The organism is Mangrovimonas sp. sgz306409 (genome assembly GCF_059735265.1).
This window is the reverse complement of the sequence record NZ_JCAPEU010000002.1, coordinates 456,561-476,166: the sequence shown is the minus strand read 5'-3', so window position 1 is coordinate 476,166 and position 19,606 is coordinate 456,561. Positions and strand designations below refer to the sequence as shown.

At 39.8% G+C, this 19,606-nt stretch carries 22 protein-coding genes and 1 tRNA gene; 16 read left to right on the top strand and 7 right to left on the bottom strand.

Annotation, left to right across the window (positions count from 1 at the left end; genetic code table 11):
• Nucleotides 1–59: 59 nt before the first annotated feature.
• From AC6I5C_RS05505 to AC6I5C_RS05475, 7 genes are all read left to right on the top strand, one after another.
• Complete coding sequence (locus tag AC6I5C_RS05505) at nucleotides 60–1,499, top strand: aldehyde dehydrogenase (protein ID WP_497904357.1); 1,440 nt, start codon at nucleotides 60–62, stop codon at nucleotides 1,497–1,499.
• Nucleotides 1,500–1,531: 32 nt separating this feature from the next.
• Complete coding sequence (locus AC6I5C_RS05500; RefSeq protein WP_497904288.1) at nucleotides 1,532–3,295, top strand: amidohydrolase; 1,764 nt, start codon at nucleotides 1,532–1,534, stop codon at nucleotides 3,293–3,295.
• A 31-nt stretch (nucleotides 3,296–3,326) separates the two neighbouring features.
• Nucleotides 3,327–4,109, top strand: coding sequence for an SDR family oxidoreductase (locus tag AC6I5C_RS05495; protein ID WP_497904287.1), 783 nt, complete (start codon nucleotides 3,327–3,329; stop codon nucleotides 4,107–4,109).
• A 90-nt stretch (nucleotides 4,110–4,199) separates the two neighbouring features.
• Complete coding sequence (locus AC6I5C_RS05490) at nucleotides 4,200–4,736, top strand: 3-hydroxyanthranilate 3,4-dioxygenase (protein ID WP_497904286.1); 537 nt, start codon at nucleotides 4,200–4,202, stop codon at nucleotides 4,734–4,736.
• A gap of 33 nt (nucleotides 4,737–4,769) precedes the next feature.
• A complete protein-coding gene (locus tag AC6I5C_RS05485; RefSeq protein ID WP_076662206.1) occupies nucleotides 4,770–5,855 on the top strand; it encodes an amidohydrolase family protein in 1,086 nt (361 codons plus the stop codon).
• Nucleotides 5,855–6,496, top strand: a complete 642-nt coding sequence (locus AC6I5C_RS05480; RefSeq protein ID WP_497904285.1) for an O-methyltransferase — start codon at nucleotides 5,855–5,857, stop codon at nucleotides 6,494–6,496. The genes AC6I5C_RS05485 and AC6I5C_RS05480 overlap by 1 nt, the downstream gene beginning before the upstream one ends.
• 86 nt (nucleotides 6,497–6,582) lie before the next feature.
• A complete protein-coding gene (locus AC6I5C_RS05475; protein WP_497904284.1) occupies nucleotides 6,583–7,038 on the top strand; it encodes a hypothetical protein in 456 nt (151 codons plus the stop codon).
• Nucleotides 7,039–7,068: 30 nt separating this feature from the next.
• Here the strand turns inward: AC6I5C_RS05475 and AC6I5C_RS05470 are convergent, their stop codons facing one another.
• From AC6I5C_RS05470 to AC6I5C_RS05460, 3 genes are read right to left on the bottom strand one after another with little or no spacing between them, the layout of a single operon-like run.
• Nucleotides 7,069–7,356 carry a Sec-independent protein translocase subunit TatA/TatB gene (locus AC6I5C_RS05470; RefSeq protein ID WP_497904283.1) on the bottom strand — a complete coding sequence of 96 codons (288 nt, stop codon included), beginning with the start codon at nucleotides 7,354–7,356 and terminating at the stop codon, nucleotides 7,069–7,071.
• A gap of 58 nt (nucleotides 7,357–7,414) precedes the next feature.
• Complete coding sequence (locus tag AC6I5C_RS05465) at nucleotides 7,415–8,188, bottom strand: carboxypeptidase-like regulatory domain-containing protein (RefSeq protein WP_497904282.1); 774 nt, start codon at nucleotides 8,186–8,188, stop codon at nucleotides 7,415–7,417.
• The gene (locus tag AC6I5C_RS05460) at nucleotides 8,175–8,990 is read right to left on the bottom strand and encodes a carboxypeptidase-like regulatory domain-containing protein (RefSeq protein ID WP_497904281.1); all 816 of its coding nucleotides are present in this window, start codon (nucleotides 8,988–8,990) and stop codon (nucleotides 8,175–8,177) included. The genes AC6I5C_RS05465 and AC6I5C_RS05460 overlap by 14 nt, the downstream gene beginning before the upstream one ends.
• Nucleotides 8,991–9,105: 115 nt before the next feature.
• On the opposite strand from AC6I5C_RS05460, the gene pepE reads away from it, so the two are divergent.
• Nucleotides 9,106–9,813 carry a dipeptidase PepE gene (gene pepE, locus AC6I5C_RS05455; protein WP_497904356.1) on the top strand — a complete coding sequence of 236 codons (708 nt, stop codon included), beginning with the start codon at nucleotides 9,106–9,108 and terminating at the stop codon, nucleotides 9,811–9,813.
• Between the two features lie 103 nt (nucleotides 9,814–9,916).
• Here the strand turns inward: pepE and AC6I5C_RS05450 are convergent.
• A tRNA-Gly gene (locus tag AC6I5C_RS05450) sits at nucleotides 9,917–9,989 on the bottom strand.
• A 118-nt stretch (nucleotides 9,990–10,107) separates the two neighbouring features.
• Here AC6I5C_RS05450 and AC6I5C_RS05445 point away from each other — a divergent pair.
• Genes AC6I5C_RS05445 through AC6I5C_RS05435 form a run of 3 tightly spaced genes read left to right on the top strand, consistent with a single transcriptional unit; the run spans nucleotide 10,108 to nucleotide 12,107 of the window.
• Nucleotides 10,108–10,566, top strand: coding sequence for a GNAT family N-acetyltransferase (locus tag AC6I5C_RS05445; RefSeq protein ID WP_497904280.1), 459 nt, complete (start codon nucleotides 10,108–10,110; stop codon nucleotides 10,564–10,566).
• Complete coding sequence (locus AC6I5C_RS05440; RefSeq protein ID WP_497904279.1) at nucleotides 10,563–11,297, top strand: M15 family metallopeptidase; 735 nt, start codon at nucleotides 10,563–10,565, stop codon at nucleotides 11,295–11,297. Before AC6I5C_RS05445 ends, AC6I5C_RS05440 begins: the two co-directional genes overlap by 4 nt.
• A gap of 36 nt (nucleotides 11,298–11,333) precedes the next feature.
• A complete protein-coding gene (locus AC6I5C_RS05435; protein ID WP_497904278.1) occupies nucleotides 11,334–12,107 on the top strand; it encodes a M48 family metalloprotease in 774 nt (257 codons plus the stop codon).
• Between the two features lie 77 nt (nucleotides 12,108–12,184).
• On the opposite strand, the gene AC6I5C_RS05430 is transcribed toward AC6I5C_RS05435, so the two are convergent.
• Nucleotides 12,185–12,574 carry an ankyrin repeat domain-containing protein gene (locus AC6I5C_RS05430; protein WP_497904277.1) on the bottom strand — a complete coding sequence of 130 codons (390 nt, stop codon included), beginning with the start codon at nucleotides 12,572–12,574 and terminating at the stop codon, nucleotides 12,185–12,187.
• 257 nt (nucleotides 12,575–12,831) lie between these two features.
• On the opposite strand from AC6I5C_RS05430, the gene gpmI reads away from it, so the two are divergent.
• Both gpmI and AC6I5C_RS05420 read left to right on the top strand, forming a co-directional pair.
• A complete protein-coding gene (gene gpmI / locus AC6I5C_RS05425) occupies nucleotides 12,832–14,352 on the top strand; it encodes a 2,3-bisphosphoglycerate-independent phosphoglycerate mutase (protein WP_497904276.1) in 1,521 nt (506 codons plus the stop codon).
• 48 nt (nucleotides 14,353–14,400) lie between these two features.
• Entirely contained in the window at nucleotides 14,401–14,814 is a 414-nt protein-coding gene (locus AC6I5C_RS05420) for a BT0820 family HAD-type phosphatase (protein WP_076662217.1), read from the top strand.
• Here AC6I5C_RS05420 and AC6I5C_RS05415 read toward each other — a convergent pair.
• Nucleotides 14,811–16,085: an acetyl-CoA hydrolase/transferase family protein gene (locus AC6I5C_RS05415; RefSeq protein WP_497904275.1), complete on the bottom strand. Its 1,275-nt coding sequence runs from the start codon at nucleotides 16,083–16,085 to the stop codon at nucleotides 14,811–14,813. The two genes, AC6I5C_RS05420 and AC6I5C_RS05415, sit on opposite strands and share 4 nt — an antisense overlap.
• A 131-nt stretch (nucleotides 16,086–16,216) precedes the next feature.
• Between AC6I5C_RS05415 and map the strand changes: the two genes are divergently transcribed.
• Genes map through AC6I5C_RS05400 form a run of 3 tightly spaced genes read left to right on the top strand, consistent with a single transcriptional unit; the run spans nucleotide 16,217 to nucleotide 18,598 of the window.
• Entirely contained in the window at nucleotides 16,217–17,035 is an 819-nt protein-coding gene (gene map, locus AC6I5C_RS05410; protein ID WP_497904274.1) for a type I methionyl aminopeptidase, read from the top strand.
• 8 nt (nucleotides 17,036–17,043) lie between these two features.
• Entirely contained in the window at nucleotides 17,044–17,826 is a 783-nt protein-coding gene (locus tag AC6I5C_RS05405; protein ID WP_497904273.1) for a DUF3050 domain-containing protein, read from the top strand.
• Between the two features lie 7 nt (nucleotides 17,827–17,833).
• Nucleotides 17,834–18,598 carry a class I SAM-dependent methyltransferase gene (locus AC6I5C_RS05400; RefSeq protein WP_497904272.1) on the top strand — a complete coding sequence of 255 codons (765 nt, stop codon included), beginning with the start codon at nucleotides 17,834–17,836 and terminating at the stop codon, nucleotides 18,596–18,598.
• A gap of 12 nt (nucleotides 18,599–18,610) precedes the next feature.
• On the opposite strand, the gene AC6I5C_RS05395 is transcribed toward AC6I5C_RS05400, so the two are convergent.
• Nucleotides 18,611–19,591 carry an FAD:protein FMN transferase gene (locus AC6I5C_RS05395; RefSeq protein WP_497904271.1) on the bottom strand — a complete coding sequence of 327 codons (981 nt, stop codon included), beginning with the start codon at nucleotides 19,589–19,591 and terminating at the stop codon, nucleotides 18,611–18,613.
• Nucleotides 19,592–19,606: the final 15 nt, after the last annotated feature.

Sequence of the window (19,606 nt, the reverse complement as noted above, 5' to 3'; positions counted from 1 at the left end):
GACATACAATCAAGAATCATTAAGAATCTTTCAGCATGGTTCTTCTATCTGTTAATGAAATGAATATCCAAAATTATATCAACGGTGAATTCCTCTCACCTTCCTCGGAAAGTTGGTTGGACAATTACTGCCCGGCCAATGGTGAAGTCTATGGCCAAATTCCCAACTCTTCCAAAGAAGATGTAGAAAACGCATATATCGCAGCCAAATCGGCGTTCCCTACTTGGTCACAGACTACCTTGGAAGAACGCAGCAGAATTCTCCTAAAAATTTCAGAACTGATAGAAGCCAATTTGGAAGACCTTGCCAAGGCTGAAAGTATCGACAATGGAAAACCGCTAAGTCTATCCAAATCCATTGACATCCCAAGAGCGGCCAGCAATTTCCGTTTCTTCGGAAATGCCATTACGCAATTCGCTAGCGAAAGTCACGAAAGCGTCGGGCAACAAGCAGTGAACTATACATTGCGTCAACCTATTGGTGTAGTGGGTTGTATTTCCCCTTGGAATTTGCCATTATATTTATTCACATGGAAAATCGCCCCTGCTATTGCTGCCGGAAACTGCGTAGTTGCCAAACCCAGTGAGATCACGCCTATGACGGCTTATCTTTTGGGAGCTATTTGTAACCAAGCAGGCTTACCTAAAGGTGTTTTGAATATTGTCCACGGATTAGGAACCTCAACTGGACAAGCCATTATAGGGCATCCAGATATCAAAGCCATTTCCTTTACAGGCGGCACCGCTACTGGAGCACATATTGCCAAAGTTGCAGCGCCAATGTTCAAAAAACTATCGCTGGAATTAGGTGGCAAAAATCCAAATATCATTTTTGCGGATTGCGATTATGAGGATATGCTAAAAACTACGGTTCGTTCTTCGTTTGCCAACCAAGGACAAATCTGTTTATGTGGTAGCCGAATTTTTGTGGAGCGTCCTATTTACGAAAAGTTCAAAACCGATTTTGTTGAGAAAGTAAAGGCCCTTAAAATTGGTCATCCATCTGAAGCATCAACCAATATTGGGGCTTTGGTATCCAAGCCACATTTGGAAAAAGTCATTAGCTATATTGACATTGCCAAAGAAGAAGGCGGAACGATTCTTTGCGGAGGCAAGCAAGTAACTATTGAAGGCTATGAAAACGGTTATTATTTGGAGCCAACGGTTATAGAAGTCCCTACTGACGAATGTCGCGTGAACCAAGAAGAAATTTTTGGCCCAGTAGTGACCATCATGCCTTTCGACACAGAAGATGAAGTCCTGCAAATGTCAAACAAAGTCACTTACGGTCTATCCTCTACCCTTTGGACCAACGATTTAAAACGCACCATGCGAATGAGCCAACAACTACAAGCAGGAATTGTTTGGGTTAACACGTGGTTGATGAGAGATTTGCGCACGCCTTTCGGAGGCGTTAAAGCTTCAGGGGTCGGTAGAGAAGGTGGTTTTGAAGCCTTGCGTTTCTTTACCGAAGCCAAGAATGTATGTATTTCCTACTAATCCAATACCTAGGGTTCGTTTTTTAATTTACCATGAAAAGGAAACTGAAATTTGCAGTCTTAGCTATCATCCTATTGGTTGCTCTTGGCCTGTATTATCTAAAATTGGATTTTCAAAAAACGGCTCCCACACTTTATTTCAACGGGAACTTTATAACCATTAATGATGCCCAGCCAAAAGCCAATGCCATGTTGGTGGAACATGGCATCATTAAACACATTGGGGACCTAAAAGATTTTTCTGATAAAGACCTTGAAAATGTTCTGAAAAGAGATTTACAAGGCGCAACGGCACTTCCTGGATTTATTGATGTCCATACTCATTTTGCCTTAAGCATGTTCCTTTCGGAAATGCATGACCTATCTGGATTCAAACACCCCAACAACGAGGCTATTTGGAACTCCTTTGAAGACATTGTAAAACAAACTCCAAAAGGCGAATGGATTGTGTGCAAAGGTTTGGATCCCGTGATGACAGAAGATTTACAAACCCCAAGTATTCAATACTTGGATCACATTGCACCAGAGAACCCTGTGGTTATTTTTAGTCAAAGTTTGCATAATTACTGGGCCAATTCCAAAGCTTTTGAAATGGTAGGAATTACTTCAAAAACTCCTAATCCATCGTCACACAGTTATTACGAACATGATGCTAAAGGAAATTTAACTGGAGCCATTGTAGAGCAAGAAGCTTTTAAGCCTTTTATAGAGAAGTTAAAGGAAGACGTGCTGACCTCTGCATTACTGAGCCGAGCAGCGCAAAAAGTAATGAGAGCCTATGCCCAAAATGGGAATACAAGCATTGTGTCTACCGGTATCACCATCAATGATAAAAAGCCTTTATTGCTCTTTGAACATTTATCAAACAAAGAACCAAATCTCTTAGGTAGTTTCCTTGAAAAATTAAGTTTTTTTCCCAAAAGAGAACCAACGCCACGACATTTTTTGTACATCCGCCATGACATGGCCCATTTGCTCCCTGAGAAAAAACTGAGCAATGATTTTTACAATATTATTGGCATTAAACATTGGTACGATGGTTCGCCTTACACAGGTTCCATGTATATGAATGAACCATATTTGGAATCTGATTTAACCCAAAACAAATTACACATATCCAAAAACTCAAGAGGTAAGGCTTTAACCTCCAAAGACAGTTTACAACAATTCATCAAAACCTATCATACCGCAGGTTGGCAGATGGCATTTCATGCACAGGGCGATGCTGCCAATTCGGATATTATCAGGGCGTTCCGTTCCTTGAAAGGCACTTTGGATTTCAGCAATTCGAGACATCGTTTGGAGCATTGTTTGTTACTTTCCAAAAATGACCTACCCAAATTAAAAACCTTAAACCTCACCCCTAGTTTTCATATTAACCATTTGTATTACTATGGAGATGCTTTAGGCAAAGACATCTTGGGAGAAGATCGCAGCCATGCCATGCTTCCATTAAAATCGGCTCTAGATAATGGTATTGTGAGCAGCATTCATGCCGATCAGCCTATGTTCGAAAGTAAACCGTTCAGGCTTATTCAAACAGCTGTGGAACGCAAAACAACCTCAGGTCACATTATTAATGAGGAAGAACGCATCTCTTTGATGGACGCCATAAAAACTTTGACCATTAATGCGGCATGGCAAATTGAGATGGAGGATAAATTAGGTTCCTTGGAAACAGGAAAATATGCCGATTTTATCATACTTGACAAGGATCCATTTTCGGTAGCCACTGAAAATTTAGATGACATTAAATGTGTGGAAACTTTTATAAATGGGAATAAAGTAATATACTGACCCATGATTAATGAAATGTAAATATTAAGACATGAATTTAAACTTAAACAATAAATACGCTTTGGTTTGCGGAAGTACCGCAGGTATTGGAAAAGCCACAGCCATTGAATTAGCAAAGGAGGGTGCCAAAGTTACTTTGGTAGCCAGAAATGAAGATAAATTAAAAACGGTACTTGCCGAATTACCCAACAGCGAAGAGCACTCTTATATTGTTGCCGATTTTTCCAATCCCGAAGCACTGCAACAAAAGATGACTGATTTTATTTCAGCACATCACGGCTTTCATATTTTGGTAAACAATACAGGCGGTCCTGCCGGAGGCCCTGTTTTCGCTGCCAAATTGGAAGAATTTGAGAGCGCCTTTACCAATCATTTAAAATGTAATCACGTCTTGGCACAAGCGGTGGTTCCGTTTATGAAAGCCGAACGTTATGGACGTATCATCAATGTAATTTCTACCTCGGTAAAACAACCTTTGGACGGCCTTGGTGTGAGCAATACCATTCGCGGGGCTGTTGCCAACTGGAGTAAAACTTTGGCCAATGAATTGGGACAATTTGGTATTACTGTAAATAACGTTTTGCCAGGTGCTACAGGAACCGAGCGTTTGACAGAAATCATCAAAAACAAATCGGCTAAAACTGGCTCTAGTGAAGAAGCCGCTGCCGATGCCATGAAACAAGCCGTTCCTGCAAAACGTTTTGCACAGCCAGAAGAATTGGCCTATGCCGTAACGTTTTTGGCCAGCGAATGCGCCAGCTATATCAACGGAATTAACCTTCCGGTTGATGGTGGACGCACAAAAAGTTTGTAATTTTATAGAAACCCGCGTGAGGGGTTGAAGCAAGCTACCGTGTAGCGCGAAAAACCCGACCCGTAAGGGGCACGCCCAAAATATATTGTAATGAGTAAATTGGTAAGCCCATTAAATTTTAAAAAGTGGATTGACGAAAACCGTCATTTATTAAAACCGCCAGTTGGTAACAAATGTGTATGGCCTAATGGCGACTATATTGTAATGGTTGTTGGCGGCCCCAACAGTAGAAAAGATTATCACTATAACGAAACACCTGAGTTTTTCTACCAATTGGAAGGCGATATGGTGCTGCGCATCATGAACGATGGCCAACCTGAAGATATTGAAATCAAGGAAGGAGATATTTATTTGTTACCTCCGGGCGTGCCACATTCGCCACAACGTAAAGCCAATACGGTTGGTTTGGTGATTGAATACCCAAGAGCCGAAGGTGTGAATGATGCCTTGGAATGGTATTGCGAAAATTGCAACGAGCAACTGTATCGTGAAGAGTTTCCGTTGGATAACATTGAAACCGATATGCCTGTAATTTTTGATAAATATTATGGTGATTTGGACAAGCGCACTTGCAACAATTGCGGGCACGTTATGCAACCACCAACACCTGTAAAAACCGAAGAATAACCCCAAACCAAAACACTAGCTCATCACCCACCCATGGAAAAACGCAAACTTCGCATCAACGGCCATTCCCATTTACTTCCCTATCCAGAAGAGATTCCTCAGTTTATGAAAGACAAAGGTATTTTTTGGGTAGATAAGGACCGAAAATATATGCTTCAGAAAGATTGGAGCCGTCCGGTTACGGACTCTAGTTTCTTTTTGAAGGAGAAATTGGAATGGATGGATCGTTTTAATATCGATCATGCCGTAGTCCTAAATTTATCGCAACTGTACGGTAATGGTTTGCGCTTGGAAGAAATGAAGCAGGCCTTACGATTCCAGAATGATTTCAACGGAAGAATCCAAGCGGAAAACCCAAGTAAATTTACCTGTGGTTTTGTGGTACACCCAGGATTTGTAAGAGGTGCTTGTTGGGAAATTGAACGTTGTGTTGAGGAATTGGGCATGAACCTTTTGTGCTTGCCAACACACTATATGGACACCATTGGTACCTGGCGCTGTATTTTTGACGAAGAAAACGAGCCTATCTTTGAATTGGCAAATAAGTACAACTTGGCAGTAGAAATCCATCCTTATGATGGAGAAAAATTCATCAAGCTGCAAAACACGTCTTGGCGATTCCACTTAATTTGGATGTTGGCCCAATGTGCCGATGCCTACCATTTCTTGACCTTAAATGGTTATTATGAAAAGTATCCGAACATGCGGGTTTGTTTTGCCCACGGTGGACAATTGGCACAAATTAACCTAGGAAGACGTATTCAAGGGTTTGATGGTAGACACGATTTGTTTGAAGGCAAAGTACATCCAAGAAAAGCCGTTGGTCATAAAAATATTTTCTTTGATACTTTGGTTCATGACACGGGTTCTTTGGAACTCTTGATCAAAAACCAAACGTCCAAACAAGTGCTAATGGGCTTGGACGATCCTTACCCATTGGGAGAAATGGAAAGCGCTACGCAATCTTCCTATCCAGGGAAAATCCTGGATTTGGCTATAGAAAGAAAGATTATCAACGAACAGGAAAAAGACGCCATGTGGGAAGACAACGTCCTACAATGGCTGTTTGGTGACGACGAATCCAAAAAGCAAGCTTTAATCAACAAGATTTTATCATAATGCATTTTATACCTGAAGCCTTAGACGACTATGTAGTTGCCCATACAGAAAACGAACCGGAATTGCTACAACAGCTTACAAGGGAAACCTTTCAAAAGATTTTGCAGCCAAGAATGTTGAGTGGGCATTACCAAGGCCGCTTATTGAGTATGATTTCAAAAATTATCAATCCCAAGAGCATTTTGGAAATCGGTACTTATACAGGCTATTCTGCCCTATGTTTAGCAGAAGGGCTTCAGGAACATGGGGTGTTACACACGATTGACATCAATGAAGAGTTGGTGGATTTCCAACGTAAATATTTTGACATGTCTCCATATGGATCCCAAATCCACCAACATTTAGGAGATGCCACGGAAATTATCCCGGAACTGGACCTCACTTATGATTTAGTGTTTATTGATGCGGACAAGCCCAATTATGTCAACTACTTCCATTTGATTGTGGAGAGACTCAATAAAGGCGGCATTTTATTGTCCGACAATGTACTTTGGAGTGGTAAAGTGATCCAACAGGTAAAAGAGGATGACCTTTCAACCTTGGCTCTTCTGGAATACAATAAACTATTGAAAGAAGACAAACGTATAGAAACCGTATTACTCCCTATTAGAGACGGCCTAACTATAAGCCGAAAGCTGTAGGAACAAGCAATTAATCTGATTGTTGCTTTTACGCAAAAAGTTATCTCTTTTTTCTATCTTTAATGTATAACCTTTTTCACGTCAAAATGTTATACAGGTTTCGCTTTCACTTCATTGTAATATTCCTTTTTAAGGCAAGTCTTTGTGCAGGACAAAATTTGCCTTTTGGCTCACAACAAGACCCAAGTTTGGGCTTGGCTAGAACTGGGATGCTCCTTGATAATATTGGCGTATATCACAGAATTGAGGTTTCATATTCTGCAGAAAACACCCTTACGGAATTTAGTGCTCTCAAACGTATTCCCCTTTCTAATACTTTCAGTTTTTTGATTGGTACCAAATTGGACATTTATGATTCGATTGGGACAGGCAACAGAAGTTTCGGCATCAATGCTTCTACCGGTTTTGAGTATATGCCAAATGACAACCTATATCTAAACCTGATCTACAGCTATCGATTCAATGAGCTACCAGGTAGTGCCTATCACTACAATACGATCGACCAAAATAGTCTTAAAATGAATTTGGGGATTAAGTTCTAGAAAAGAAAACCAGTTGACAGCTATAAAACTTTACATCTTACGTCTTACAGACCCAGTGAATTGTTCTAAATCGTCCTTAACTTTGGTAAGTTCTTCTTGAACATCTTGGGTAATACTTGTATCAATGCCATTTTTTTCGGCGCTTTTGGTAATTTCCGATTTGATATCGGTAGAGGCATCGCGAAGCATGCGCATACCTTTCCCCAATCCTCTTGCTATTTCAGGAATTTTATCGGCACCAAACACCATGACTACTATAAATAGTATGAACATGACTTCGGTAGTGCCTATAAATAAAAATGTTCTTGATAGTATCACGATGCAAATATACTAAGTAGTTTATTTAGATGCTCAGTGTTTCAAAAATATTTAACGGTCAATTCTTATTCTCGTTAAGACGCTTTCTGTAGACCTCCAATTTTTCATTGAGATATTCAAACATCAACATATCGTTATTCAATTTATAGAGCTCCATGAAACGCTCATCTTCCGAAGCAAAATAGAAAAACTCCATTTTCCGGGATTCCTCCAACTCCTCAATTTCCAAAAGCATCTCCGAAAACTCAGACATGGTTTGATTCATATATTGATCCTGACGTTCCAACTTAATTAAATGCTTAAGCCGTTTGGTACGACCAGAAATCCAATTCATGATTGGGTTGAGCGGCACAATCCCGCCACCTGTAGTCGCTTCATAAAGCCTCCGTTCACTTTGGGTTTTACGCCTCCCTGTATAACCTGGGATGCCCACATCGTAAAAATTGATATCACGTTTGGCTTCAGAATTCTGTACATCCAGCAGTAAATTGCCAGTCAATACCTTCCCGACAATCACCTCATCCAATTCATTGATTTGGTCCTCCAAAGTCACTTTTACTGTTTTTGAATTGAAAATCTCAGCAGTTATGATTAGCTCTTTCGTTTTATACTTTATTCCCGTGATTTGCAACGTATCTTGAAGACTTGCCGGAATTTCAAAACTCCCGTTTTCATCTGTTTTAGTAAATTTACTTGCTGTTTTATTGATAACGTGAATACCCTCTACATCGCCACTTGCGGAAACAAGGCCTTCCAAAACCTTTTGCTGAGCACAGAGCATTCCTATACCAGCAAAGTAGCACAGAAAAAAAAGCTTCTTAATTTCTGCCACTCTGCGTGCTTAAAAAAAGTTTGCTTTTGTCATTGATATATTCAAGGAATTGCAATTCTTTGCCTTCGTCGAGTAAACTGTAATCCAAGCCACTGTCTTCCACATAAATGATAAAATCATCTACTTGATCTTTAGGGATTCCGAAGTTTTGCTCTAGAAACTCTTCGCTATATTGACTTTTAAAACTGCTCATAGGAATATCTACCGTATCAACTTTGTCTGCACTTTTATTAGTTGGCGATTCAAATAAAGGCACCAGAAGTAGACTTACAATGTTCTTAATATTCAAGCCATTCTTCATGGTTTGTCCTTGAGAGTGCATCGTGAAATTTTCAGTTCTGGATCGGGCATCATCTGGAAACTCAAATTCTTCCATATTTCCCAATCCCAAATCAAGCCCCTTTAAATCGGCATTATAAATTTTGATACTTTCCACATCTATCATCAAATTCCCAGAAAGATCATATGGCAATACCACCACCTCATCCAATTTGTTCACTTTTTCCACCAAAAACACGGTAAGCTGTTTAGAGATGATGATCTCCTGGTCTATAACGACCTCAAATTCCTGAAACTGCAAGGCATGGAACTCCAAGACATCGTTAACTGCAACCTTTATGGAAAACTCTCCTTTTTCATTGGTAATAGTCCCTTTACTGGAATTCCTATTAAAAACGGTCACGCCTTCAATATCATCACTATCCACCACTATTCTACCGTTTACCATGATTCTATTAAGCTGTTGCGACTGTCCTTGAACACTAAGCAACAAAATACCGATGAGCAAAAGAGCTTTAGTCATAAAATTTGGTTTTATGTAATAAAGTAACGACATCTTGTCTTAAATAAACTTCAATGGTTATATAAACTTTTGTTAAAGGGGATGTTTACTTAAATTTACGACAAATTAATGAATGATGAAAACTATAATTATCGCCAGTACCTCTACTCTACATGGTAGTGGTTCTTTGGAATATCTTTTGGAAGAATTGAGTACCTTTTTTAAGGCCACTGATGAAATTTTGTTTATCCCTTATGCCAGACCAGGGGGGATTTCACACGATGAATATACCGCTAAAGTAAGCGAACCTTTTGCCAAAATAAACAAAACCGTCAAAGGCATCCACGAATTTGACTCTCCTACCGAAGCGGTAAAGCAGGCTAAAGCTATTTTCGTTGGAGGTGGCAACACCTTTGTATTGGTGAGCCAACTCTATAAACATGGACTTATTGAAGTCATCAAGGAAGCGGTTTCAAACGGAACGCCATACCTAGGCACCAGTGCCGGAAGTAATATTTGTGGGCTGACCATGAACACCACCAACGATATGCCTATAGTATATCCGCCAAGTTTTAAAACTTTCGGTTTTGTTCCTTTCAATTTAAACCCGCATTATTTGGACCCAGATCCAAGCAGTACCCATATGGGAGAAACCAGAGAGACCAGAATTCAAGAATTCCACAAATTCAACCCACAACCCGTGGTTGGACTTAGAGAAGGTAGCTGGTTGTTCGTATCCGGAAGTACTATTACTTTAAAAGGTAGTTTGGATGCCAGGATTTTTGAACAAGGAAAAGAACCTTATGAAGTCCCAACAGGAGCAGATTTATCCAGTTTAAAATAAACATCAAATAAAAAACGGAGACAATTTCTAAAAAGAAACTGGCTCCGTTTTTACCCTAACTACTATTTAATAAAAAAGCCTCACCTTTCAGTGAAGCTTCTTGAGCGGGAGACCGGGTTCGAACCGGCGACATTCAGCTTGGAAGGCTGACGCTCTACCAACTGAGCTACTCCCGCAATTCTGGCGCAAATATATACAAACTATTCAATGTACAAAAGAGAAAAATTCATTTTTATTCAACTTTTTATTTAAGTTTGTTTTCAGTTTTATCTAATCCATTATTTTTCAATTATTTTGACTCAAACTTCAAAAGAAGATTTTTTTATAAAATTTATCACTCCTGAGGAAACACATGTGGTTCGGCACCCAGTTTTAAGGCCTGGACGCCCTATTGAAGACTGCATTTTTGATAATGACGACCTAGATTCAACCTTCCATCTAGGGCTTTTTTACAAAAATGAACTATCCGGAGTGGTCACCTATCTTAAAAACAGTACGCCTCTTTTACAAAATACCTCCCAATATCAACTCCGAGGCATGGCCGTGCTTGAGCATTTACAAGGTCTCAACTTGGGTACAGCCTTAATAAAACATGGGAAAACCATACTTACAAACTTAAAAGCCGATACGGTTTGGTGCAATGCCAGAGAAATAGCGGTTCCATTCTATAAAAAAAATGGCTTTGAAATCATTGGAGAACCTTTTGATATTCCTAAAATAGGCTTACATTTCACCATGTTTAAATTGCTTTGAAAAGACGACATTTCATAAAATCTGCATCCTTATTGGGACTGGCGTTTTCTGCCTTCCCCAACAACTTATTGGCTTCCAATCCCATTTCTTGTGAATTATTGATTGGCAAAGGTGCTCCTGCCCTTTTCGGAAATGGTTACAAATTACTTTTGGAAGCGCACGAAGCTTTTTTAGAAATGAAAGCTGAAGCTTTAAAGGAAGGCATCAATATTAAAGTAGTATCCAGTTATCGCGATTTTGAACATCAAAAACGTATTTGGAACCGAAAATACAATTTGTTTACCTCTCAAGGCATGGCCGAAACCGAGGCCATCAATGCCATCATAGAATATTCAACCATTCCTGGTACATCCAGACACCATTGGGGAACCGACCTTGATATTATTGACGCCAATGCGGTTCAGCCTAAGGGAGACGTCCTATTGGCAGAACACTTTGAAGGTCAAGGCGCTTTCCATAAACTCAAACAATGGATGGATGCCAATGCCAATCGTTTTGGATTTTTCTTGGTATACACCAACAATCCATCACGAAAAGGGTTCAAATATGAACCTTGGCATTATAGTTATAAACAGATTTCCAAACAGTACTTGGAATCCTTCAAAAATTTGGACATATTCGAAATTCTAAAAAATGAATATTTAGCCGGAAATGACTTCCTTACTCCTGAGCTTATAGTAACCTATAGAAGAGAACATCTTTTAGATATCAATCCTGAATTATTACGCTAAAAATTTCGTAATTTTAGTTTTCACAACTATGTCACCATGAGAACTAATAGATTTAAAATCAGATTATTGCTAGGACTCTGCATTGTTGCCTTTGCATTTATCAAGCGCTGTAGCAGTATGGAAACCAATCCTTATACAGGAAAGGACCAAGTCATAAACATGACTGCCGATCAAGAAATTGCCATTGGACTGCAAAGCGCCCCAGAAATGGAACAGCAATTCGGCGGATTGCATCCCAACAACCAATACCAAGCTTTTGTAACACAAGTGGGCAATAAATTGGTGCAAAGCAGTATTGCAAGCCAAACCCCATACGATTACCATTTTCACCTTTTGGGGGATTCCAACACTGTCAATGCCTTTGCCCTTCCTGGAGGACAAGTGTTTATCACCTACGCCCTATTTTCACAGCTTGAAAATGAAGCCCAACTGGCCGGCGTCTTGGGTCATGAGATTGGCCACGTTTTGGGCAGGCATTCTGCCGAACGTATTGCCGAAACCGAATTTTGGAAAACCGTTACTACCGGAGCTTCCGTTGGTGCCGATATGGGACAATTGATTGGAGGTATTGGACAACAAAAATTACTCACCAATAGTAGAGGCGACGAGTTGGAATCGGACGATCTTGGTATCATGTTAATGATAGATGCAGGCTACGATCCAGAGGAAATGATTGGGGTTATGGAAATTTTAAAAGCCGCCGCAGGTCCAAACCGAGTTCCTGAATATCAAAGCACTCACCCCGATCCTGACAATCGGATTGAAAAGATAAAAGCAGCCATTGACAAGTACAAAAAAACTCCCATATAGGGAGTTTTTTTCTCTAACTAAACTAACTAACCAACTAACTAATAATAAATGCTGAATAGCACCTACTAGTGTTATTTTTATGCTTTATCCAAATCGCTAATAACGGAAAGGGCATCTTGAGCGTTGGAACGCTGAGCATAATGTGCCGCTGTTAAACCGTCTTCACTTTTCTTGTCTAAATCTGCGCCATTGGCCACTAAAAGTTTAATAATGGCCACTCTGTTGTATTTTGCTGCATACATCAATGGAGTCATCCCGTTGGATCTTTCGTTAACATCCGCACCCAATTCAATGAGTTTTTGAACTGTTTGGATATCCCCTTTGGCGATTGCAACACAAAATGGATTTACAGAAGTGTTAACTTTTACAGTTCTAAAATTGTCGATGGTTTTGAATGAAGTTGTAGCATAGGTGGTACTTACCATAAATCCCAATGCAGCTGCAATAATAATTACCGATTTTTTCATGATGAAAGATTTTAATGATTTGATTAATGATTGTTTTTTGATTACAGTAAAGAGACGCATAAATTTTCGATTTGTTACACAAAAAAATCATATATAACACATTTTTAACTATTTAAACACAAATTTGTTAAGGTTATATTAATTTTCCCACTTGCGCCTCACCATATGATAACCCTCAGTTTTACTGGAATTTCTGCTCTTGAAATTTCGACGTCCTAATAGAAAGAATTATCTTTGAGAATAAAATAAAAAGCACCATGAACAAAAAAGTAATCCTTATGATTCTTGATGGTTGGGGCAAATCTCCAGACCCTAAAGTTTCAGCCATAGACAACGCAAACACACCTTTTATAGATTCACTTTACAACACCTACTCTAATGCAAGTTTGAGGACCGATGGTCTCCATGTCGGACTTCCTGAAGGCCAAATGGGAAACAGCGAAGTTGGGCACATGAATTTAGGAGCTGGAAGAATTGTATACCAAGATTTGGTAAAGATCAACCTAGCCATCCAAAATAAGACCCTTCGTAACGAACCTGCGCTTGTAGAAGCTTTTGAATATGCAAAAACCAACAACAAGCCTATCCATTTCCTTGGATTGTTGAGCGACGGTGGCGTACACTCCCACATCAATCATTTATTGGGACTTGTAGATGCAGCCAACGATTATGGCGTTGAACATTCATATGTACATGCCTTCACCGATGGAAGGGATGTAGATCCTAAATCTGGTTTTGGATTTGTTACCGAACTTGAAGAGCATATTGAAAACACCAACACCAAACTTGCCACCGTTACAGGGCGTTACTATGCCATGGACAGAGACAAGCGTTGGGAACGTGTAAAATTGGCCTATGACGCCTTGGTACACGGTACAGGAGAACACTCCAAAAATATCTTGAAATCTATTGATCATAGTTACGAAAATGACGTAACCGATGAGTTTATCAAACCTATCATTGCCGTTGACGAGGCTGGAGAGCCTATAGCTAAAATCCAAGACGGGGATGTCATCATCTTTTTCAATTTTAGAACAGACCGTGGAAGACAGCTTACCGAAGCTTTGACTCAAACCGACTTCCACGAACAAAATATGCACAAACTGAAGTTACACTATGTAACGATGACTAACTATGATGATTCGTTTGAAGGAATCCACGTAGTATTCGACAAGGATAATTTAAGTGAAACTTTGGGTGAAGTTTTGGAAAAACACCACAAAACACAAATTAGAATTGCTGAAACCGAAAAGTATCCTCACGTAACCTTTTTCTTTTCTGGAGGAAGGGAAACACCGTTTGAAGGCGAAAAGAGAATTCTTAAAAATTCACCAAAAGTGGCCACTTACGACCTTCAGCCAGAAATGAGCGCCTACGAACTTACGGATGCTTTGGTTCCCGAATTGCAACAAAAATCAGCAGATTTTGTTTGTCTTAACTTTGCCAATGGGGATATGGTTGGACACACAGGAGTGATGGAAGCTGCCATTAAGGCTTGTGAAGCTGTGGACAAATGCGTAAAACAAGTAGTTGAAGCGGCTTTGGAAAATGACTATACTACCATTTTAATTGCCGATCACGGAAACTGTGAAACCATGATCAATCCAGATGGTTCTCCAAACACCTCTCATACTACAAACCCAGTGCCTATTATTTTAATAGATAAAGATAAAACCAAAATTACCGATGGTATTTTAGGAGATATTGCACCTACCATTTTAAAACTGATGGGAGTGCCACAACCTGAAGCTATGACGCGCCATTCTCTTGTTGAATAAGGCTGATGAAATATATTTTGTATATTTTAGCGACCTAAATATTGACGGATGAATTTTCAGGAAAAGCTAATTATTGCAGTTGATTTTGACGGTACCATCGTTGAGGACGCCTACCCAAAAATTGGGAAACCTCGGATTTTCGCTTTTGAAACTCTTAAGCGCCTCCAAAACGATGGCCACCGCTTAATCTTGTGGACCTACCGCAGTGGCGTGAGGTTGGAAGAAGCTGTAGAGTTTTGTGAAGAAAACGGCATTCATTTCTATGCCGTAAACAAAAGTTTTCCCGAGGAACAATTTGATTATACCAAGAGTCGAAAAATTTATGCGGACATCTTTATAGACGACCGCAATATTGGTGGTGTTTTAGGATGGGGTGAAGTCTATCAGCTCATCACCAACGAAATGCCCCAACAGTTAAAAGAAAAGCAAAAAAAGGGTATTTTTTCTTTCTTAAGACGCTAGCAGCCTCTTGAAAGCTCAAAATATTGTCTATCTATAGACTCTCTATGGTCTGGATGAGCAATATTTACAAGAGCTTTTACTCTTTCAGCAATAGTTTTACCATATAAATTCGCGATCCCATATTCTGTTACCACGTAATGGATATGGGATCGTGTTGTTACTACCCCCGCTCCAGGTCTTAATGTTGGTACAATTCTACTAATGCCGCTTTTGGTAACCGAAGGCAAAGCAATGATGGCTTTTCCGCCTTCGCTTAAGGAAGCCCCTCGTATAAAATCCATTTGTCCTCCTACCCCGGAATACATTTTTGTCCCGAAGGAATCCGCACAAACCTGTCCTGTTAAATCCACTTCAATGGCAGAATTGATTGCCACCATTCTTGGGTTTTGCTTAATGACCGATACGTCGTTTACATAATCTGAGGAACGCAATTCCACATAAGGATTGTCATGTACGTAATCATACAAGCGTTGGGATCCCATTAAAAAAGTGGACAAGGCTCTGCCCGGTCCGATGCCTTTATAATTTCCAGTAATAACATTACTTAAAATTAAATCAATAACCCCATCTGAGAACATTTCGGTATGCAATCCCAAATCTTTATGCGAAGTCAAACGCGTCAATACAGCATTCGGGATATTACCAATTCCCATTTGCAATGTACTGCGGTCTTCAATTAAACTAGCCACATAATCGCCAATGGTAGCTTCCAAATCGGAAGGTTTGCCTACATGATGTATTGGTAAAGGTTCATCACAATCCACGAAAGCATCAATTTCGGATACGTGAATAATACCATCCCCAAAAGTTCTTGGCATTTGTTTGTTTACTTGAGCAATTACATAATCGGCATTGTCAATGGCCGCCAAAGTAGCTTCCACAGAAACACCCAAAGAACAATACCCATGTCTATCTGGAACCGATACATGAATAAGCGCTACTTGCAGGTCCACGATATTTCGTTTGAACAACAAAGGCAATTCGCTTAAAAATACAGGGGTATAAGATCCGTTACCAGCTTGAAGCGTGTGGCGCACGTTTTTCCCTAGAAAAAAGGAATTCACATGAAAACTGTCCCTTAACTCCGGATTGGCATAAGGAGCCTCACCTTCGGTATGCAATTGGCAAATCTCAACATTTCTAAGTTCCTCATGTCTTTCCGTCAAGGCTTTAATCAAAACCTGAGGTGCCGCCGCCGCTGCCTGTAAATATACTTTATCGTTGGACTTTACTATTTTAACCGCTTCTTCTGCTGTAACTGACTTATACATAACGCTTCACATTAATACTCTTTGCAAAGTAATTAAATAATAATGTAACCCACACTGACCAAAGTCAGTGCAAAAACCAATGTAAGATAGCTAGTATATTTTAAGTATCTTTGCACATATTTTTTTGAATCATGATTATAGCAAAAACAAGAGAGGAAATAGAACTGATGCGCGAAAGCGCCTTAATTGTATCCAAAACCTTAGGAATGTTGGCCAAGGAAGTAAAGCCTGGCGTAACCACTTTGCAATTGGATAAAATGGCAGAGGAATTCATTAGGGAACAAGGTGCTATCCCTGGATTTTTGGGATTGTACGACTTCCCAAATACCCTTTGTATGAGTCCTAACTCTCAAGTTGTTCATGGATTTCCAACGGATGAACCATTAAAGGAAGGAGACATTATTTCCATTGACTGCGGTGCTATCAAGAATGATTTTTACGGGGACCATGCCTACACATTCCCTGTAGGTGAAATTGATGCAGAAACCCAAAAGCTATTGGACGTTACCAAGGAATCTCTTTACATCGGAATCAGGGAATTTAAAGTTGGTAACCGCGTAGGAGATGTTGGATTTGCTATTCAGCAGTTTTGTGAATCTCATGGTTACGGTGTGGTTCGTGAACTTGTTGGCCACGGTATTGGACGCAAAATGCACGAGGATCCAGAAATGCCAAATTATGGAAAACGCGGCCGTGGGAAAAAATTCATCGAAGGTCAAGTGGTGGCTATCGAGCCTATGATCAATATGGGAACCCACCGCATCAAGCAACATAGAGATGGGTGGACCATCACTACTTTAGACAATAAACCATCTGCGCATTTTGAACATGATGTGGCCATTATTGATGGAAAACCTGAAATCCTTTCTACGTTTGCCTATATCTACGAAGCATTGGGCATCGAGAGCGACGAAGAAAATGAATTCAGACAAAAAGCCTTGGTCCTTTAATCAGATTTATGAATAGAATTGATTTAATCGAGCAGGAACTCACCCCGCTTCGAGACGTACTCAATAACCACCATTTATACCGCAACCTTTCCTCTATTGAAGACATCAAAATCTTTATGGAGCAGCATGTTTTTGCTGTTTGGGACTTTATGTCGCTCTTAAAGGCATTGCAAAACCAGTTAACCACGGTAACATTACCTTGGGTACCTGCCAAAAATCCAGCTACAGCACGATTCATTAATGAAATTGTATTGGGTGAGGAAAGTGACGTCAACGAACTTGGCGAACCTAAAAGCCATTACGAAATGTACTTGGATGCCATGATGCAAATTGGCGCCAATACAATGCCAATAGAAGCTTTTGTTAACGATATATGTGAAGGAGCTACTATTAACGATGCCGCAACAAAAATGTCACTACAAGAAGCAACCTTAAAGTTTATCAATTTCACCTTTGAGGTGATCGCCAGCAATGAAGCCCACAAAATTGCATCGGCTTTTACGTTTGGTCGTGAAGATGTGATTCCTGATATGTTCTTCCAAATCATCAATCAATCGGAGGCAGAAAAAACCGATTGTAGTAAATTGACCTATTATTTGAACCGTCACATTGAATTGGATGGTGACGAGCATGGACCTTTATCCTTAAAGATGATTGCAGAACTTTGTGGTGACGATTCGCAAAAATGGGAAGAGACTGTGGAAGTGGCCAAATTGGCCCTCCAACACCGCATACAACTTTGGGACAGCATTTCGGAATTGATTACATTGTCCCAACCAATTGAAATGTAATTTGCCCTTGAAGAAGCTTTTCAAAATAGTTTTAAATACCGTTCCCAGACCACTACTTATTCGTTTAAGTTATGCGGTTAGACCAATTTTAGCTGCTTACCTCAAAGGTGATCAATTTACAGACCCTATTGACGGGAAAAGCTTTAAAACGTTCCTACCTTACGGTTACGGCAACCAAAGAAGCAATGTATTATCACCTTCCACTTTGTCTTTAGAACGTCATAGATTGTTATGGCTGTATTTAAAAAATGAAACCGACTTCTTTACGGGAAAGCACAAAGTACTTCATTTTGCTCCTGAACAGGCCTTTTACAAGCGTTTTAGAGCCATGGACAACTTGGACTATACTACTACTGACCTCAATTCACCTTTGGCCGATGTAAAGGCAGATATCTGCAATCTCCCTTTTGAAAATGATTCCTTTGATATCATTTTATGCAACCATGTTTTGGAACACATTCCAGACGATACCAAAGCCATGCAGGAGCTTTATCGCATTTTAAAACCAGGCGGTTTTGGAGTGTTTCAAATCCCGCAAGACCTTAATCGAGAGGTTACTTTTGAAGACGACTCCATAACGGACAAGAAGGAACGTGCCAAAATCTTTGGGCAATATGACCATGTACGGGTATACGGCAGGGATTATTTTGACAAACTCCGAAGTATTGGATTTACCGTAGAAGAAGTTAACTATACTGCAAGCCTTTCAGAAAAGGACATTGAGACCTATTGCCTTGCCAAGGGAGAAATTATTCCTGTGGTAAGAAAATAGATGCACTCAAATTTATTCTGCTGGGAAACCGTTTAAAGCTTTGGTTTCAAACTCACCTTTGTCGTTTTCAAAAATCAAGAATACTTTTAATTCTGGGTGTTTTCCCAAAAACGATTCCACTTTTTCAATCCCCATCGCTTTGAAGGCTGTAGCGTAGGCATCTGCCGTCATACAATCTTCTGCAATTACAGAAATACTTAACAGGTTGGTTTTACTAGGGTAGCCCGTTTTGGTGTCAATGATATGTGAGTAGCGATTACCGTTGTCATCAATTTTGAACTTTCTATAAGTTCCAGAGGTTGCCATAGCTTCATCAACTAAATCTATAGCTTGTAAGATGGATTGGGTGCCATCAAAATGAGGCATCTCTACCCCCACTTTCCAAGGTTGCTCCTTTTCAATATTCATTCCTCTTCCTCTTACTTCTCCTCCAATTTCAACCAGATAATTAGCTACGTGTTGACTTTCCAAATATTCCCCAATAACATCTACACCGTAGCCTTTTGCAATGGCATTAAAATCTAAAAAGGCATTAGGTCGTTTTTGGATTTTCCCGTCCCTAAGTCCCAATTTATTGAAACCAACATCACGCATCAAGCTATCAATTTGCAGACTGTCTATATGGTTTATTTTTCCTTGCGGCCCAAAATCCCATGCATTAACCATAGCTCCAATAGTAGGATCAAAAGCTCCTTCGGTATATCTATAAATGGCTTTCGCCGTATTGAACACTTTTATAAAATGCTCATCCACCTGCACATCTTCATTTCTGTTGATTTTAGAAATATCTGAATCCGACATATAGGTAGACATAGACTTGTTAATCACGGCAAACAAACTATCAAACTGAGGTTGGTAATTCTCGTCTGAATCATAGATCACCGAATAGGTTGTTCCGAAAACGGATCCTGTTAGTTTTGTATTTTTTATTTCTTTACTGCAAGAAAAACAAAGAGACATTACCAATGCCAGTACCAAAGTTTTTTTCATCATAATAAGGCTAAATAA

What these genes read in the sequence shown, in the direction of transcription:
- AC6I5C_RS05415 (WP_497904275.1), bottom strand. Translation starts at nt 16,085, where the DNA reads ATGTATAAGTCAGTTACAGCAGAAGAAGCGGTTAAAATAGTAAAGTCC.
- pepE (WP_497904356.1), top strand. Translation starts at nt 9,106, where the DNA reads ATGAAAACTATAATTATCGCCAGTACCTCTACTCTACATGGTAGTGGT.
- AC6I5C_RS05430 (WP_497904277.1), bottom strand. Translation starts at nt 12,574, where the DNA reads ATGAAAAAATCGGTAATTATTATTGCAGCTGCATTGGGATTTATGGTA.
- AC6I5C_RS05485 (WP_076662206.1), top strand. Translation starts at nt 4,770, where the DNA reads ATGGAAAAACGCAAACTTCGCATCAACGGCCATTCCCATTTACTTCCC.
- AC6I5C_RS05495 (WP_497904287.1), top strand. Translation starts at nt 3,327, where the DNA reads ATGAATTTAAACTTAAACAATAAATACGCTTTGGTTTGCGGAAGTACC.
- AC6I5C_RS05460 (WP_497904281.1), bottom strand. Translation starts at nt 8,990, where the DNA reads ATGACTAAAGCTCTTTTGCTCATCGGTATTTTGTTGCTTAGTGTTCAA.
- AC6I5C_RS05475 (WP_497904284.1), top strand. Translation starts at nt 6,583, where the DNA reads ATGTTATACAGGTTTCGCTTTCACTTCATTGTAATATTCCTTTTTAAG.
- AC6I5C_RS05395 (WP_497904271.1), bottom strand. Translation starts at nt 19,591, where the DNA reads ATGATGAAAAAAACTTTGGTACTGGCATTGGTAATGTCTCTTTGTTTT.
- AC6I5C_RS05500 (WP_497904288.1), top strand. Translation starts at nt 1,532, where the DNA reads ATGAAAAGGAAACTGAAATTTGCAGTCTTAGCTATCATCCTATTGGTT.
- map (WP_497904274.1), top strand. Translation starts at nt 16,217, where the DNA reads ATGATTATAGCAAAAACAAGAGAGGAAATAGAACTGATGCGCGAAAGC.
- AC6I5C_RS05480 (WP_497904285.1), top strand. Translation starts at nt 5,855, where the DNA reads ATGCATTTTATACCTGAAGCCTTAGACGACTATGTAGTTGCCCATACA.
- AC6I5C_RS05405 (WP_497904273.1), top strand. Translation starts at nt 17,044, where the DNA reads ATGAATAGAATTGATTTAATCGAGCAGGAACTCACCCCGCTTCGAGAC.
- AC6I5C_RS05420 (WP_076662217.1), top strand. Translation starts at nt 14,401, where the DNA reads ATGAATTTTCAGGAAAAGCTAATTATTGCAGTTGATTTTGACGGTACC.
- AC6I5C_RS05505 (WP_497904357.1), top strand. Translation starts at nt 60, where the DNA reads ATGAATATCCAAAATTATATCAACGGTGAATTCCTCTCACCTTCCTCG.
- AC6I5C_RS05435 (WP_497904278.1), top strand. Translation starts at nt 11,334, where the DNA reads ATGAGAACTAATAGATTTAAAATCAGATTATTGCTAGGACTCTGCATT.
- gpmI (WP_497904276.1), top strand. Translation starts at nt 12,832, where the DNA reads ATGAACAAAAAAGTAATCCTTATGATTCTTGATGGTTGGGGCAAATCT.
- AC6I5C_RS05490 (WP_497904286.1), top strand. Translation starts at nt 4,200, where the DNA reads ATGAGTAAATTGGTAAGCCCATTAAATTTTAAAAAGTGGATTGACGAA.